This window comes from Blautia sp. AM42-2 (assembly GCF_003480245.1).
Lineage (GTDB): Bacteria > Bacillota > Clostridia > Lachnospirales > Lachnospiraceae > Fusicatenibacter > Fusicatenibacter saccharivorans.
In genome coordinates, this window is record NZ_QUIM01000002.1 from 412,043 (window position 1) to 427,715 (window position 15,673).

General features: G+C 47.9%; 11 protein-coding genes and 2 tRNA genes. 12 read left to right on the top strand and 1 reads right to left on the bottom strand.

All coding sequences use genetic code 11. From position 1 onward, the window contains the following. Positions 1 to 162: 162 nt before the first annotated feature. The gene (locus tag DW915_RS04980) at positions 163 to 1,470 is read right to left on the bottom strand and encodes a D-alanyl-D-alanine carboxypeptidase family protein (RefSeq protein WP_118741701.1); all 1,308 of its coding nucleotides are present in this window, start codon (positions 1,468 to 1,470) and stop codon (positions 163 to 165) included. 251 nt (positions 1,471 to 1,721) lie between these two features. Here DW915_RS04980 and DW915_RS04985 point away from each other — a divergent pair, with 251 nt between their 5' ends. The 12 genes from DW915_RS04985 (at position 1,722) to DW915_RS05040 (ending at position 15,458) form a co-directional block, all read left to right on the top strand. Next, the gene (locus DW915_RS04985) at positions 1,722 to 3,557 is read left to right on the top strand and encodes a glycosyltransferase family 2 protein (protein WP_118741728.1); all 1,836 of its coding nucleotides are present in this window, start codon (positions 1,722 to 1,724) and stop codon (positions 3,555 to 3,557) included. Next, a complete protein-coding gene (locus DW915_RS04990) occupies positions 3,545 to 4,519 on the top strand; it encodes a glycosyltransferase family 2 protein (RefSeq protein WP_117509227.1) in 975 nt (324 codons plus the stop codon). The genes DW915_RS04985 and DW915_RS04990 overlap by 13 nt, the downstream gene beginning before the upstream one ends. Before the next feature lie 150 nt (positions 4,520 to 4,669). Then, positions 4,670 to 6,079, top strand: coding sequence for an undecaprenyl-phosphate glucose phosphotransferase (locus DW915_RS04995; protein WP_118741702.1), 1,410 nt, complete (start codon positions 4,670 to 4,672; stop codon positions 6,077 to 6,079). Positions 6,080 to 6,097: 18 nt separating this feature from the next. Next, positions 6,098 to 7,294: an LCP family protein gene (locus tag DW915_RS05000; protein WP_118741703.1), complete on the top strand. Its 1,197-nt coding sequence runs from the start codon at positions 6,098 to 6,100 to the stop codon at positions 7,292 to 7,294. Between the two features lie 22 nt (positions 7,295 to 7,316). Beyond that, a complete protein-coding gene (locus DW915_RS05005; protein ID WP_118741704.1) occupies positions 7,317 to 8,270 on the top strand; it encodes a glycosyltransferase family 2 protein in 954 nt (317 codons plus the stop codon). Between the two features lie 173 nt (positions 8,271 to 8,443). Next, entirely contained in the window at positions 8,444 to 10,270 is a 1,827-nt protein-coding gene (gene glmS / locus DW915_RS05010) for a glutamine--fructose-6-phosphate transaminase (isomerizing) (protein WP_118741705.1), read from the top strand. Between the two features lie 145 nt (positions 10,271 to 10,415). Further along, positions 10,416 to 12,137: a trypsin-like peptidase domain-containing protein gene (locus DW915_RS05015; RefSeq protein ID WP_118697347.1), complete on the top strand. Its 1,722-nt coding sequence runs from the start codon at positions 10,416 to 10,418 to the stop codon at positions 12,135 to 12,137. A 225-nt stretch (positions 12,138 to 12,362) separates the two neighbouring features. Then, positions 12,363 to 13,799: an ATP-dependent Clp protease ATP-binding subunit ClpX gene (clpX, locus tag DW915_RS05020; protein WP_055219393.1), complete on the top strand. Its 1,437-nt coding sequence runs from the start codon at positions 12,363 to 12,365 to the stop codon at positions 13,797 to 13,799. Between the two features lie 80 nt (positions 13,800 to 13,879). After that, entirely contained in the window at positions 13,880 to 14,371 is a 492-nt protein-coding gene (locus DW915_RS05025) for a zinc-ribbon domain-containing protein (protein WP_117509222.1), read from the top strand. Next, entirely contained in the window at positions 14,368 to 14,826 is a 459-nt protein-coding gene (locus DW915_RS05030; RefSeq protein WP_022462960.1) for a signal peptidase II, read from the top strand. Before DW915_RS05025 ends, DW915_RS05030 begins: the two co-directional genes overlap by 4 nt. 162 nt (positions 14,827 to 14,988) lie before the next feature. After that, positions 14,989 to 15,072, top strand: a tRNA-Leu gene (locus DW915_RS05035). A gap of 302 nt (positions 15,073 to 15,374) precedes the next feature. Beyond that, positions 15,375 to 15,458: transfer RNA gene (locus tag DW915_RS05040), tRNA-Leu, on the top strand. Positions 15,459 to 15,673 lie beyond the last annotated feature (215 nt).

Sequence of the window (15,673 nt, forward strand, 5' to 3'; positions counted from 1 at the left end):
ATATTTCTGGCGGTAGCTCTGCTTTATACCCAAATGGCATCGAAATCGGTTGCGTTTTCGATGCCATTCTTTACTTCTTATAGGAAAGTTCGACTTCCGTCGAACTCTTGAATCAGGATCACCCGTTGGACGGGAGGTCCTGATTGCTTATAAATTAGAAGATCAGTGCCGTTTGTTTCGGTTATTGCGGCGTCTGTTTCTGCGTTTCCGTCTCTTTCTCGCGTTGTTGATCACGACAATGATCAGAATTAGAAAAGCGACACCGTTCAGGCCAAGCAGAATATAGAGCAGTGTGGAGAGAAAAGAAATTTTCTTGGTTTCTTCCGGTGTTGGAATATCTGTGCTGTCGGTTTCTTCTGATGAATTGGAGGAAACCGAAGAACTGTCGGAAACAGTACCTGGAGCGGAAACCTCGGCTGTTCCGATGAAGTGATCATCGAAAAAATACTGGCGGGTGTACGGTTCCTCAACGGAAGCGCCGTCCGGATCGGTGTAGGTTGCAGTTTCAATTTTCGCATTCTTTGGAAGCGTTACCACACCGGAAAGACTTTCCTTTTTTGCGTTCTTCAGGGTATAATGTGTAAAATTATCATAACCGAAATCAAGTACGGTACGGGTATCGTTGATATAATCGAGGTTATCACAGGTTAAAACAACGCAGACCAGCGTCATATTGCCTCGCTTGGCAGCGGTAACGAGTGTGTTGTGTGCCTCATCGGTATAACCGGTCTTTCCGGCGAAAGCACCCTTGTATCCCCACTGACCGTCCTGGAACAGCAATGCGTGGTGGTTCTGAAGATCACGCGGTGTCGAGGTCATATTGGTCGGCTGAATTGTGTAGGTCAGATCGGACTCGATGCGGCAGAAGGTCTCGTTTTTGATGCACTCCTGCATAATGAGTGCCATATCGTGTGCACTGGTGTAGTGGTTCGGATCTGGCAGACCGTTTGCATTGACAAAATGGGTATTCGTGCAACCAAGTGCAGCGGCGCGTTCGTTCATCATGGCGGCGAAACCTTCCTCGCTTCCGGCAATGTCGATGGCAAGCTGTGTGCAGACCTCATTTGCCGAGGCAAGAAGAATCGCGTGAAGAGCATCCTCCACTGTGATCGTTTCGCCAAGCTGAACGTTGATGCGGGCATTTCCCGGAATGGATTCGCTGACAGCATGTTCGCCGAAGGTAACGGTGTCGGTCATCTGCTTGTTTTCAATGATCAGCAGAGCCGTCAGAATCTTGGTGATGCTGGCAGGATAGCGCTGCTCGTCCATGTTTTTATCGTATAAAACAGCACCAGTATCGGCATCGAGTAAACAGACAGCGCCGGAATTGTTTTCCGGTCCTTCGGGCCAGGTGGTGACTGTTTTTTTATCGGTTGTGGCAAAAATCGTCTGCGGGAGGCAGGACGCGGTAAAAACAAAAGCAAGCAACAGGCATAAAAATGTGCGGACTGCAGAATTCTTTCTAATCATAACTCACTCCTTCTGATCCAGCGGGTACAGCTGCATAAGACTGTCCGGGCAACGGATCTCTCTAAAATGTATTAGACATACTTTTATTATTATAACATAAAGCGAACAGGGAAGAAACACATAATTTCTTAATATTTTCAGTCGGGATTTGCAAAATGCAGTAAAATAGAGTATAATGCGAACGAGTTCATACGGAAAAAACAAAAAACCTGAAAAACAAAAACCCCAAGGAGTTAAAAAAAGTGTCAGATATGAAATGGCTCCGTTTTATACGGAAATTGAAACCTTACAACATACAGAAGGGACTGCGTTACCTGAAACATTATGGCCCAAAGGAATTCCTGATCCGTCTTTCGGAGCGGATGGAGCCGGAGGAGGTTCCGTACGGACCGTGGCGGGAGCAGTACTGCGCAAAAGAGGAGGACCTGGCGTGTCAGAAAAATCATAAATTTTCTTATTGTCCGAAGATCAGCGTTGTTGTTCCGGCTTACCGTACGCCGGAAATTTTTCTGCGTCAGATGATCGAATCCTTGGAAAAACAGAGTTATGAAAACTGGGAACTGGTGATCGGAAATGCCAGCCCGGAGGATGAGACGATGGCGCGCATCCTGAAAGAGTATACCGGAAAAGATCCGCGCGTAAAGAACGTTCCGATTCCGGAAAATATCGGCATTGCAGAGAATACAAATGCAGCGCTTGCCGCAGCAGCGGGAAATTTCGTCGGTTTTATGGATCACGACGACCTGCTTGCGCCGGATGCACTCTTTGAAATTGCCATCCGTCTGGAAAAAGATCCGTCCATCGATGCTTTTTATACCGATGAGGACAAGGTACGGACCGATCTGTCCGAGTATTTCCAGCCGCATTTCAAACCGGATTTCAATCTGGATCTGCTGCGGTCAAACAATTATATCTGCCATTTCTTCGTTGTACGGCGGGAGATTGCGGAGAAAACCGGCGGCCTTCGTCCGGAATACAATGGGGCGCAGGATTATGATTATATCTTCCGCTGCACGGAAATGGCGGGAAAAATTGTACACATTCCGAGAGTTTTATATCACTGGAGGGTCCACAGCGCTTCCACCGCAGACAATCCGGCAAGCAAGCTGTACGCGTATGAGGCCGGAAAAAAGGCAATTGAGGGAAACCTTGCGCGCTGCGGCGAAGAGGGAACCGTCACACTGCGTTCGGATTATGGCTTCTACGATGTAGATTATAAACTGCGGGGAACGCCTCTGGTTTCGATTCTGATCCCGAACAAGGATCAGGCCGATACGTTACGCACCTGTCTGGAATCCATTAAGAAGAAGTGCATGTATCCATCCTATGAGATTCTGATTATTGAGAACAACAGCACTGAGGAAGCAACGTTTTCCTATTACCAAGAACTCGAAGCACAGGGCATCCGTGTCCTGAAGTATCCAAAACAGGGCTTTAACTATTCTGCGATCAATAATTTCGGCGTCAAAGAGGCAAAGGGAGAGTATCTTCTGTTTCTCAATAACGATATGGAAATCATCACACCCGATTTTATGGAAAAAATGGTGTCCAATCTGCAAAGACCGCAGATCGGGGCGGTCGGCGCGAAGCTGTATTACCCGGACAACACGGTGCAGCATGCGGGTATCATCATCGGTATCGGCGGCATTGCGGGCCACGCCTTTTTAGGACTGGCGCGCGGAAGAAGCGGCTACCTGCATAAGGCATCGCTCCAGATGAATGTGAGTGCGGTGACAGCAGCGTGCATGATGATGAAAAAAGAGGTTTTTGAGGAGGTCGGCGGCTTTGAAGAAGAACTGTCCGTCGCTTTCAATGATGTTGATCTGTGCCTGCGCATTGGAAAAGCAGGTTATAAAATCGTATACAATCCGCACGTGGAGCTGTACCATTATGAATCGAAATCCAGGGGAGCAGAGGATGACGAGAAGAAGGTGCGCCGCTTTCAGTCGGAAATCGAATTTATGCGCAGCCGCTGGATTGGGCTGTTAAAGGCAGGAGATCCCTGCTACAATCCAAATTTAACGCTGGCATCGTGGAACTATGGACTGCGTGCCGACGGCAGGGGAGTAAAACCATGGACAAAGTAGCAGTTGTAATACCAAATTATAATGGATACCGGTATCTGGAGACGTGCTTTGCAGCGCTTGCAAAGCAGACCTTTACGGAATTTACCACATATTTCGTGGACAATGGTTCACAGGATGAGAGCTGTGCGTTTCTGCGGGAACACTACCCGGAGACGAAAATCATCCAGCTCGATGATAACTATGGCTTCAGCCGTGCGGTCAACGAAGGCATCCGCCAGTCGAAGGAGCCGTATGTGATCCTTTTAAACAACGACACCGAAGTGTTCCAGGACTTTGTCGAGCGCCTTTATGAGGGAATCTGTAAAAGAAAGAATGCGTTTGCATGCAGCGCAAAGCTGATTTCCTATCAGGAGCGTGATAAAATCGACGATGCGGGAAATTACTATAATATGCTGGGATGGGCATTCGCAAGAGGAAAAGGAAAACCGGTCAGTGAATTTGAAACGTCCGACCGGATTTTTGCGGCCTGCGCCGGAGCAGCGATCTACCGCCGGGAATTTCTGGAAAAGACCGGACTTTTTGACGAAGAACATTTCGCTTATCTGGAAGATACCGACATCGGCTATCGTGCGCGGCTTTTGGGCTACGAGAACTGGTATGAGCCGTCCGCGAAGGTTTACCACGTCGGAAGCGGAACGAGCGGCTCCCGGTATAACCTCTTTAAAATCCGTTATTCTTCCAGGAACAATATTTATCTGATCTATAAAAATATGCCGGTTTTACAGATTTTGCTTAACCTGCCGGCCTTTATCCTCGGCTTTTCGGCAAAACTGGTCTTTTTTGCATCGAAGGGATATGGAAAAGAATATCTGGCAGGAATCAAGAATGGTTTTTTCATCTGCCGGAAGCCGGAAAACAGAGCAAAAAAGATCCGTTTTGAGTGGAAGCGCCTCGGCACGTATTTTGTCATCGAATGGGAGCTTTTTATCAATGTGTTCCGGAGATTTCTGGAGAGGGCATAAGGATTCTTTCAAAAGATTACGAAAAAGTTAAAAAGTTTACGGAAATAAGAAGAATGTTAGAAAAATATGATTGCTCTTTTTTGGAACTTATTGTATAGTTAGGGGTAGGGAATTTTTAAATCCCGAAAAAAACAGATAAGGTGAACGAATTTGATCAACGATAATCAGAAATATTTTGACCGGATGCACGTTCTGATCGATGCCCTGGTGCTCGCACTTTCCTATGTACTGTCCTGGTACTGCTATGTGCGGCTGGGCGTTATGAATAATCATCCGGAGAGGGGAATTCTGCCGCCGGCGACGTATATGATGACACTGCTCTATATCGTGCCCGGCTATCTGCTGCTTTACTATGCATTTAATCTCTATGCATCCAAGCGTTTTCAGGGAAGACGTCTGGAATTTGCCAATATCTTAAAAGCGAATACGGTTGGATTTCTGGTCTGGCTGGCCAGCCTTTACATGGTGCGCCAGGTTCACTTTTCCCGTGGTATGCTCTGCATCTTCTTTGTGCTGAATGTGACACTGGAAACGATCGTAAGAAATCTGATCCACTATATCTTAAGCAATATGTGGAAACACGGCCGCAACCAGAAGCAGATTCTGATGGTCGGCTACAGCCGTGCGACCGAGGAATATATTGACCGGATCATTGCAAACCCGGAGTGGGGCTATCTCGTCCGCGGAATCCTCGATGACCATGTCAAAGCGGGAACGATGTACCGCGGTGTCAAGGTTCTTGGAAGAATCAACAATCTTTCAGTCATTCTGCCGGAAAACAAACTGGATGAAATTGCCATTACCCTTGGCCTGAACGAATACTTCCGCCTGGAGGAGATCGTTGCCATGTGTGAAAAATCCGGCGTACATACCCAGTTTGTGCCGGATTACCACAACATCATTCCGACAAAGCCGTACACAGAAGACCTGCAGGGACTTCCTGTCATCAATATCCGCTATGTGCCGCTTTCCAACACGTTCAACGCGATGCTGAAACGGATTGTGGATATTTTCGGCGCGTTCGTGGCGATCATTCTGTTCTCACCGGTGATGCTGTTTTCCTGCATCATGATCAAGCTGACCTCACCGGGTCCGCTGATCTACCGTCAGACACGCGTCGGACTGCACAACAAACCGTTTGAAATGTACAAGTTCCGTTCGATGGAAGTTCAGACGGAGGAGAAAGAAAAGAAGGCATGGACCGTGAAGAATGACCCGCGTGTGACGGGATTTGGAAAATTCATGCGCCATACCAGCATTGATGAGCTTCCACAGCTCTTTAACATCTTAAAAGGAGATATGAGCCTGGTCGGACCGCGGCCGGAGCGACCTTTCTTTGTGGAAAAATTCCGGGAGGAAATCCCGCGTTATATGGTAAAACATCAGGTGCGTCCCGGTCTTACGGGGTGGGCACAGGTGAATGGATACCGGGGGGATACTTCCATCCGAAAGCGTATTGACTGTGATCTGTATTATATTGAAAACTGGACGCTGGGACTTGATTTTAAAATTCTGTTCCTGACCTTTTTCAAAGGATTTGTGAATAAAAACGCTTACTAAAAGATAAGGGGAAAAGAGATGTCGAAGAAGAATTACAAAAAGAGCAGAAAATACAAAAAAATGCGCCGCAGAAAAATAATTTTCGGAATTGAAATCACCGTTCTGCTGATTCTTTCCGGAATTCTGTTCGTCTACGCATGGATCAACCGTTCGATGGATAAGATGAATCAGGATACGCTGGACAGATCCCAGATTCAGATCAACAGTGAAGTAAAGGCAAATACCGATCTCTCACAGATGTCCGGTACACAGGTCATCGCGCTGGTCGGCGTGGATGCCAGAGGTGTGAAAGGCTCCGAGCTGGCAGAAAGCATGAACAGTGACACTATTATTCTCTGTTGTATTGATCACGACAAGCAGGAAATCCGTATGGTGTCGATTATGCGTGACACCTGGATGAATATGGCGAAATATACCGATGAATATTATGAGTTTGACAAAGCCAATTCCGCATACAACCGCGGCGGCCCGGAGAGTATGCTCTCCATGCTGAATACAAACCTTGACCTTGCACTGACCGATTACGTTACCGTAAACTTCAAGGCACTCGCCGATGCGATTGATGTCTTGGGCGGTCTCGACATCGAGATGACAAATGCAGAGTGTGTTCATGCAAACAACTACAACAGAGAGGTATCGGAAGCACAGGGCGTAGAGTATGAAGCTATTCCGTATGATGAGGACCTTGGGGATGATTACAGCGAAGTACGTCATGTCAGCGGTGCACTTGCAACCTCCTATGCGCGGATCCGTTACGGCGGCGGCGACGATGCGAAACGTACGAGCCGTCAGCGAATCGTCATCAATCTCATGGTACAGAAGATTAAACAGAATCCGACCAAGATTCCGGAGATTCTGGATAAAGTGATGGGAAATGTCAGCACCAGTCTTACCAAAAACGAAATTCTGGAGCTTGGCATGCATGCGGTAACGTACAAAATGGGAACATCTTATGCATATCCGTTCCAGCTGTGTTATGGAGAAAATGTAGAAAGCGCACTTGGTGTTGATGTCGTAATTCCGGTTACACTGGAACACAATGTAAAGGAACTGCACGCTTATCTGTATCCGACGATGAGCTATGATCCATCTGCAGCCGTGATAGAGTACAGTGACTATATTGCAAGAAAGAGCGGCTACGATGATGATATGATTGAGTATGTACTGAATCAGGGACCGGGCGCTGCAACAGATTCTGTGGTAGCAGGAGATTAAAATACAGGGAGAATACGACAAGATGAGTCAATATACCGTTGATGTCATGATACCAACGTATAAACCAGGGCAGGAGTTCGCAGAACTTCTGCCCCGCCTTTTAAAACAGACTTACCCGATCCGTTCGATCCGGGTCGTGAATACGGGGAAAAAGTTCTGGAATCCGGCGTGGGAGCAGCTTTCAGACAAGATTATGGTGGAGCATATTCAGCCGAGCGAGTTCGACCACGGCGGAACCAGAAGGGCAATGGCGGAGAGCTCCGATGCGGACCTTCTGCTTTTTATGACCCAGGATGCCATGCCGTACGATAACGAGTGCGTGGAACATCTGGTGGAAAAATTTTCGCTGCCGCATGTGAAAGCGGCGTATGCACGGCAGCTTCCGCGGGATGACTGCCGTACACTGGAACGGTTTACGAGAGGCTTTAACTATCCGGACGAGAGTGATATCAAGGATGCCGGTGATCTGCCAAAACTTGGTGTTAAGACTTTTTTCTGTTCCAATGTCTGTGCAATGTATGACCGCAGGACATATGAAGAGCTGGGTGGATTTGTAGAAAGCACCTTGTTTAACGAAGATATGATCTATGCCGGGCATCTTGTGCAGGCGGGCTATGCGATTGCCTATGCGGCAGATGCGAAGGTGGTACATTCCCACAATTACGGTTGTCTGGCACAGCTTCACCGCAATTTCGACCTCGGTGTATCCCAGGCACAGCATCCGGAGATCTTTGATGCGTATCCGTCTGAGAGTGAGGGAATCCGTATGGTGAAAAAATCGGCATCCTACGTCTGCAAAATTCATAAGCCGTGGCTGCTCGTCACTTTATTCTTTCAAAGCGGATTCAAATATGTGGGCTACTTCCTCGGAAAACGATACAAAAGCCTTCCGGACAGTGTAATCCGCTGGTGTACCTCAAACAAAACATGGTGGGAATATCACGGAAAGATACGAAAAAAACGAAATAGAAGATAAGTGAAAGTAAAAAACAAAAATAAAAAGATCTTGTAAGTAAATACGAAATGCTCCATAAGGTTGACAGAGAACGGAGCAGAGTGGTAAAAAAGTAAAGAACAAGAAATTAGAAGGCGGCATAACCTGAAAACAGAACAAGGGTGCCGCCTTTTACTGTTAGGAGGAAAAAATCTATGTGTGGAATTGTTGGATATATTGGAACCTGCCAGGCTGCCCCGGTGCTGCTGGACGGATTGTCAAAGCTGGAGTACCGCGGATACGATTCGGCCGGAATTGCTGTATACGATGGAAACAAAATTCAGATGCAGAAAGCAATGGGCCGTCTGAAGGTGCTTGAGGAAATGACACAAAATGGAGCGACACTTCCGGGTACCGTAGGAATCGGACATACGAGATGGGCAACGCATGGGGCACCTTCCGATCTGAATGCACATCCGCATTTCAATAAAGACCACTCGATTGTCGTTGTACACAATGGAATTATTGAGAATTATCTGAAATTAAAGAAAAAACTGATGTCCAAAGGATATGAGTTCCTTTCGGAGACAGATACCGAGGTAATTGCCCATATGCTGGATTACTATTATAACGGCGATCCGCTTGCAACGATCACAAAGGTTATGCACCGCATGGAGGGATCGTATGCACTGGGTATCCTGTTCTGCGACCATCCGGATGAGGTGTATGCGGTCCGTAAAGACAGCCCGCTGATCGTTGGTACAAGTAAGAGCGGAAACCTGATTGCATCCGACGTTCCGGCTGTACTGAAATATACAAGAGATGTCTATTTTCTGGAAAATGAGGAGATTGTCAAGCTGACCCGAGACGGCCTTCATTTTTACAATATCGATGAGGAGGAGCTGCAAAAGGAGCCTACGCACATCGAATGGGATATGAATGCGGCAGAAAAAGGCGGCTATGAGCATTTCATGCTGAAAGAGATGCATGAGCAGCCAAAAGCCGTAAAAGATACCCTGACGCCGCGTATTAAGAACGGTGATGTTGTGATCGAAGAACTCGGCATGACCGATGAGGAGATCCGCGCGATCCGCAAAATCTTTATCGTTGCCTGCGGTTCCGCATACCACACCGGTGTAACCGCAAAATACGTCTTCGAAAAGCTGGCAAGAATTCCGGTTGAGGTAGATCTGGCAAGCGAATTCCGCTACCGTGATCCGATTCTGCCGGAAAATACGCTCGTGGTCATCGTCAGCCAGTCGGGTGAGACGGCCGATACCCTCGCGGCTCTCCGCCTTGCAAAAGAAAAGGGCGTGCGAACCCTTGGCATCGTAAACGTAGTTGGAAGTTCGATTGCAAGAGAGGCAGACAATGTCATGTACACCTGGGCCGGTCCGGAGATCGCTGTTGCGACAACGAAAGCGTACAGCACACAGCTTATCGCGCAGTACCTTCTGGCGATGAAGTTTGCCAAAGTACGCGGAACCGTTTCACAGAATGACTTCGATGCGATGATCCAGAGCCTTGAGCGCCTGCCGGAGCAGATTTCCCTGCTGCTGTCCCACAAGGAGAACGTACAGCGTTTTGCCAACCGTTATCTTGCGGCAGAACACGTCTTTTTCATCGGACGCGGCATCGACTATGCAATCTCGATGGAGGGCTCCCTGAAGCTGAAAGAGATTTCCTACATCCACTCCGAGGCGTATGCAGCCGGTGAGCTGAAACACGGAACCATTTCCCTGATTGAGGACGGACGCCTTGTCGTAGCCGTGCTGACCCAGCCGGAGCTCTACAAGAAAACGATCAGCAATATTCAGGAAGTGAAGACACGAGGCGCGTTTGTCATGGCGGTAACGACCGTTGGCAATACAGAAGTGGAAAAAGTAGCCGACTACGTAGTTTACCTGCCGGAGACAAATCCGGTTTTTGCAAATTCCCTGGCAATCATTCCACTGCAGCTCTTTGGCTACTACGTATCGATCGGCAGAGGCCTCGATGTGGATAAACCGAGAAACTTGGCGAAATCCGTTACGGTAGAATAAAAACCGCAGCATAAAATTCCTCTTTTTTCAAAATTATCACAGTTTCAACACAATTCTAACGTACAATAGGCAGTAGAAAATGAAGAAAGAAATAAGAGCACTGTGTATTGGTGCCTGAGATAGAAAAGAGAAAGAGGGATCAGCCATGAGTGAAGAATTCAAAAAAGAAGAAATAAATGGTGAGGCAGCAGAGGAAACCAAAGCTGCAGAGCATACAGAAGAAGTAAAAGCAGAAACGACAGCAGAGCAGAGTGCGGCAGAGACGGAAAAACCGCAGGAAACCGCAGAAGCGCCGAAGGCGGAAGAAAAGAAAACGACAACCTACAGCTGGGTGAATCCGAAAATCAGCGGAAAGACCGGCGAGGAGAATAACAGCGCTTCCTACACCGGAAAACCGGACCCGTCGGAGGCAAAGGCAGAGCAGACATCTTCTGCAAAGACAGAACATTATCAGTACCAGTCACAGACACAGAGTGCTCCGAAGCAGGAAAAACCACAGTTTTCTGCCGTTCCGCAGCCGCAGGATCACAAAAAGAAAGCGAAAAAACCAATGTCAGCCGCAAAAAAATGGGGCATGACACTTGCCATGGCAGCGTGCTTCGGACTCGTGGCAGGCGGTGTTTTCATTGGGACTGCAGCAGTCGGTACGAAAGTGATCGGTACAGCAACAGAGCAGAAGCAGGAAGTTACAATTCCGACGACCACCACAACAACGGCAGCAGACAGCAGTGATACCTCCGATACCGTAAAAGCAACCGGCGAGATGTCCGTGAAAGATGTTGCATCGAGTGCGATGCCGTCTCTGGTAGCAATTTCTACGACAACGGTGGAAGAAGTTGAGACATTCTTCGGAACCACAAGCCAGGAAGTTCCTGCAAGCGGAACCGGAGTTATTGTCGGACAGAACGACGATGAGCTCCTGATTGCGACAAACAACCACGTTGTCAGCGGTGCAACGTCTCTTTCCGTCAGCTTTATCGACGATGAGACGGTAGAAGGCCAGATCAAAGGTACCGATGCGGACAATGACCTTGCTGTTGTTGCAGTAAAACTTTCCGACATCAAGGACGAGACAAAGAGCCAGATCAAAATTGCCGTGATGGGAAATTCCGATGACCTTGAGGTCGGTGATCAGGTTGTGGCAATCGGAAATGCACTGGGAACCGGCCAGTCCCTGACGAGCGGATATATCAGTGCAAAAGACCGTACGATCTCCAGTCAGGATGAGAGTACCGGCGAGACGATTACTTCTGAGGGACTGATCCAGACCGATGCAGCCATCAACCCTGGAAACAGCGGCGGCGCCCTTCTGAACATGAACGGTGAGCTGATCGGCATTAACGAAGCAAAATACAGCTCCACACAGGTCGAGGGCATGGGCTTTGCGATCCCGATTTCGAAAGCGGAGCCGATTCTGCAGAACCTGATGAACCTGACAACAAGATACAAAGTCAGCGATGATGAGGCTGCTTATATCGGAATCAACATGGCAGATGTCAGCGCAGATGTTTCCCAGAACTACGGTATTCCGACCGGTGTCTGCATCATGAGCGTTGTGGACGGCAGCCCGGCAGCCGATGCGGGCTTCAAGAAAGGCGATGTTATCACCACGTTTGATGGAAGAAGCATCTCGAACGCCAAAGGCTTAAAAGAGACACTGACCTATTATGCGGCAGGCGAGACTGTAGATGTCACCGTACAGCGCGCGGATAACGGTGAGTACAAAGAAGTAACACTGACGCTGACCCTTGGCTCTGCAGCAGATATGCCGCAGACGAGCGGAAGCAGCAACGGAACCACAAACGATGGAACCGGAAGCTCCGATCAGAATGACCAGGGTATTCAGAATCCGTTTGGCAACAGATAAAAACTCGAAATAACTATTTCCTAAGAGAAAAAAGACGGACAGCACAGGAATATGAACGCCTGGCTGTCCGCCTTTTTCTGCATTTTTTGATATAATTTTTTGAATTCGTAAAATTCTTAAAAAAGTTGGTAATTTTTAAGAAAGTTTTTACTTGTGACCCTATGGCTTTTGGGCTATAATCAAGCTAGACCAAGCGATCTATTACAGAAAGGAATTTGAAAAATCATGTCAGAAGAGAAAGACAGAGTGGACGGTACCGCGGACGAAACGAAGGCGGAAACAAAAAGCTCTGACCATCATACAGAAGATACTTATGAAAAAGTCTGCTTCATGTGCCGCAGACCGGAGAGCAAAGCCGGAAAGATGATTACCCTTCCGGGAAACATCAATATCTGCCCGGACTGCATGCAGAAGAGCTTTGATACCATGAACCAGAACCCGGGGCAGATCAATGAGATGATGAATAATATGAACAACATGCCGAATATCGGCATGTTCGATCTCTCCGGGCTTTCCAACCAGATCCCGAACCGGCAGCGGGTAAAGAAAAAAGAAGAAAAGAAGAAAACAAAAGAATTTTCCATCAAGGACATTCCGCCGCCGCACCGGATCAAGGCGATGCTTGACGAATACGTCATCGGCCAGGAACGTGCAAAGAAAGTCATGTCGGTTGCCGTTTACAACCATTACAAACGTGTCTTTGCACCGCAGGACGGAAATATCGAGATCGAAAAATCCAACATGCTGATGATCGGACCGACCGGTTCCGGAAAAACGTATCTGGTGCAGACACTGGCACGCCTCTTAGATGTGCCGCTTGCCATCACGGACGCCACATCCCTTACCGAAGCGGGTTATATCGGCGATGATATTGAAAGCGTGGTATCTAAGCTTTTAGCGGCCGCAGACAACGATGTGGAGCGCGCGGAGCACGGTATTATCTTCATCGACGAGATCGACAAGATTGCGAAAAAGAAAAATACAAACCAGAGAGACGTCAGCGGAGAAGCCGTACAGCAGGGAATGCTGAAGCTCCTCGAGGGCAGCGACATCGAAGTTCCGGTGGGAGCCAACAGCAAAAATGCGATGGTTCCGCTCGAGACCGTCAATACCAGAAACATTCTCTTTATCTGCGGCGGTGCCTTCCCGGATCTGACGGACATCATCAAGGAGCGTCTGAACAAGACAGCTTCCATTGGCTTCCAGGCGGATCTGAAGGACAAGTATGATGGGGATAAGAACCTGCTGTCACAGGTGACCTTAGAAGACCTTCGGACTTTCGGTATGGTGCCGGAGTTCCTTGGCCGTCTGCCGATCGTATTTACGCTGGAGAGTCTCAATGAGGATATGCTGGTCGAGATCTTAAAAGAACCGAAAAATGCGATCCTGAAGCAGTATAAGAGACTGCTCGAACTCGACGAGGTGAAACTGGAATTTGATGATGATGCACTTCGCTCTATTGCAAGAAAAGCGCTGGAAAAAGATACCGGTGCGAGAGCACTCCGTTCGATCATCGAGGATTTCATGCTGGATATCATGTATGAGATTCCAAAGGACAGCAGCATCGGAGAGGTTATCATCACAAAAGACTATATTGAAAAGACCGGCGGGCCGACGATTCTCCTGCGCGGCCAGGAAGTTCCAAAGTTAGAGCAGAAATAAGGTAACTGGAAAACACAGCGGAGCAGACGTGAAACTGGCGTTTTCTTGAAATAAGAGATAAGAAAGAGAGGGTTTTAACTATGGCAGAGGATTTTTTTGGAAATTTAAGTAAAACACTGAAAAAAACAGTGGATACTGTGGGAAAGAAAACAGATGAATTCGTAGAAATTCAGAAGATCCGCACCCGTCAGCATGCGCTCGAGGATCAGATTGAGAAGAATTACCAGGATATCGGACAGATCATCTACAACCGCTATTTGAACGGCGAAGCATTCGACGAGAATCTTGCCGGCTTCTGCAAAGATATCACCGATCTGGAAAAAGAGATTGCAGACTGCAAGGAAGATGTGGCAAACAAGAGAGGCCGCATCGTATGCCCGGCCTGCGGCGCAAGTGTTCCGAAAGATGCAGCTTTCTGCATGCGCTGCGGTGCTGCTATGCCGGAGAAGGAAGATGAGCCGGAGGATGCCGAGTTTGTACACGTAGAACCGGAAGAAAAAGCAGAAGAAACCGAAGCAGCAGCGCCGGAAGAAGAGCCTGAAAAAGAAGCAGAGGTACCGGAAGAGGAATGATCTGGACCCTGCTGCCGGGAGCGGTTTTCCTTGCAGACGGATGCCTGAAAAAGAAGGCAGAAGAGGAGTTAAAGGAAAATGAGCAGATCCCGGTCTGCAAAGGACATATTGTCCTGCGGAAATGTCATAACCGCGGCGTAGCGGGCGGCGGCTTCGCGGACAGCACGAAGAAGGTGGAAATTCTCACCTTCTTTTTGCTGTCCGGACTGTGGGCGCGTCTCGGAGCGCTGGCGGGCAGACGTAAGTGTAAGGCGAAGAAGCTTGGGCTTGCGCTTACGATTGGCGGCGGCATGTCGAACTGGTATGACCGGCATAAGAGAGGTTACGTGACCGACTATGTCAGCTTCCGGTTTGGACCGGAGAAGTTCCGCAGACTTGTGTTCAATGTTTCTGATTTCTGTATTTTCTTCGGACTTGCGCTGCTGACGGCAATTTCCTGCCGGGAGTCCAGGTGATGCAGGATCTCACGAAAAGCCCTGCGGATGGCGGGCTTTTCGGGGCAAAAAAGAAAATTTGAAATTTTTTGAAAAAATTTGAAAAAAGCTGTTGACAGATTCGGAATCATCTGGTAATATATGTTTTGTTGAGCGGCACATGAGAGCTGCAAGACAAGAAATGCAGGAGTGGCGGAATTGGCAGACGCGCAGGCTTCAGGTGCCTGTGGTCGCAAGATCGTGTGGGTTCAAGTCCCATCTCCTGCATTATTTTTCGCTTTGCGTATCAAGAATTGGTCCGGTGGACCAATTCGGATTACCCTGCCTGGAATGATGCAGAAACTTCCCGGCAGGGTCTTTTTATTTCTGTGCGGAGAAGATGTGCAGACGGGGAAAGAAAAACAGACGAATCTCAGACAGTGTAAAATTGTTTAAAATTATCGCTATTATCCATATTTTTCATAAAATCAAAAAAATTAAAATTTTTTCAAAAAAGGTGTTGACTTTTCTTTAGAAAGCTGTTATTATCTATCTTGTCAAGCGGACAACCGCTAAGACAACTAAGAAATGCAGGAGTGGCGGAATTGGCAGACGCGCAGGCTTCAGGTGCCTGTGGTCGCAAGATCGTGTGGGTTCAAGTCCCATCTCCTGCATTATTTTTTTGCTTTGCGTATCAAGAATTGGTCCGGTGGACCAATTCGGATTGCCCTGATGGGAAGTGTGAAAACTTTCCGTCAGGGTATTTTTATTTTTCCAGAAAAGAAAATAATTCCGACAGGACATTTTATGCCCAATACACACTTCAAAAGTATTCCAGAAAAGAAATTTCCGTAATTCGACAAAAATAGTTGAAATGTTTCCCTGGTTG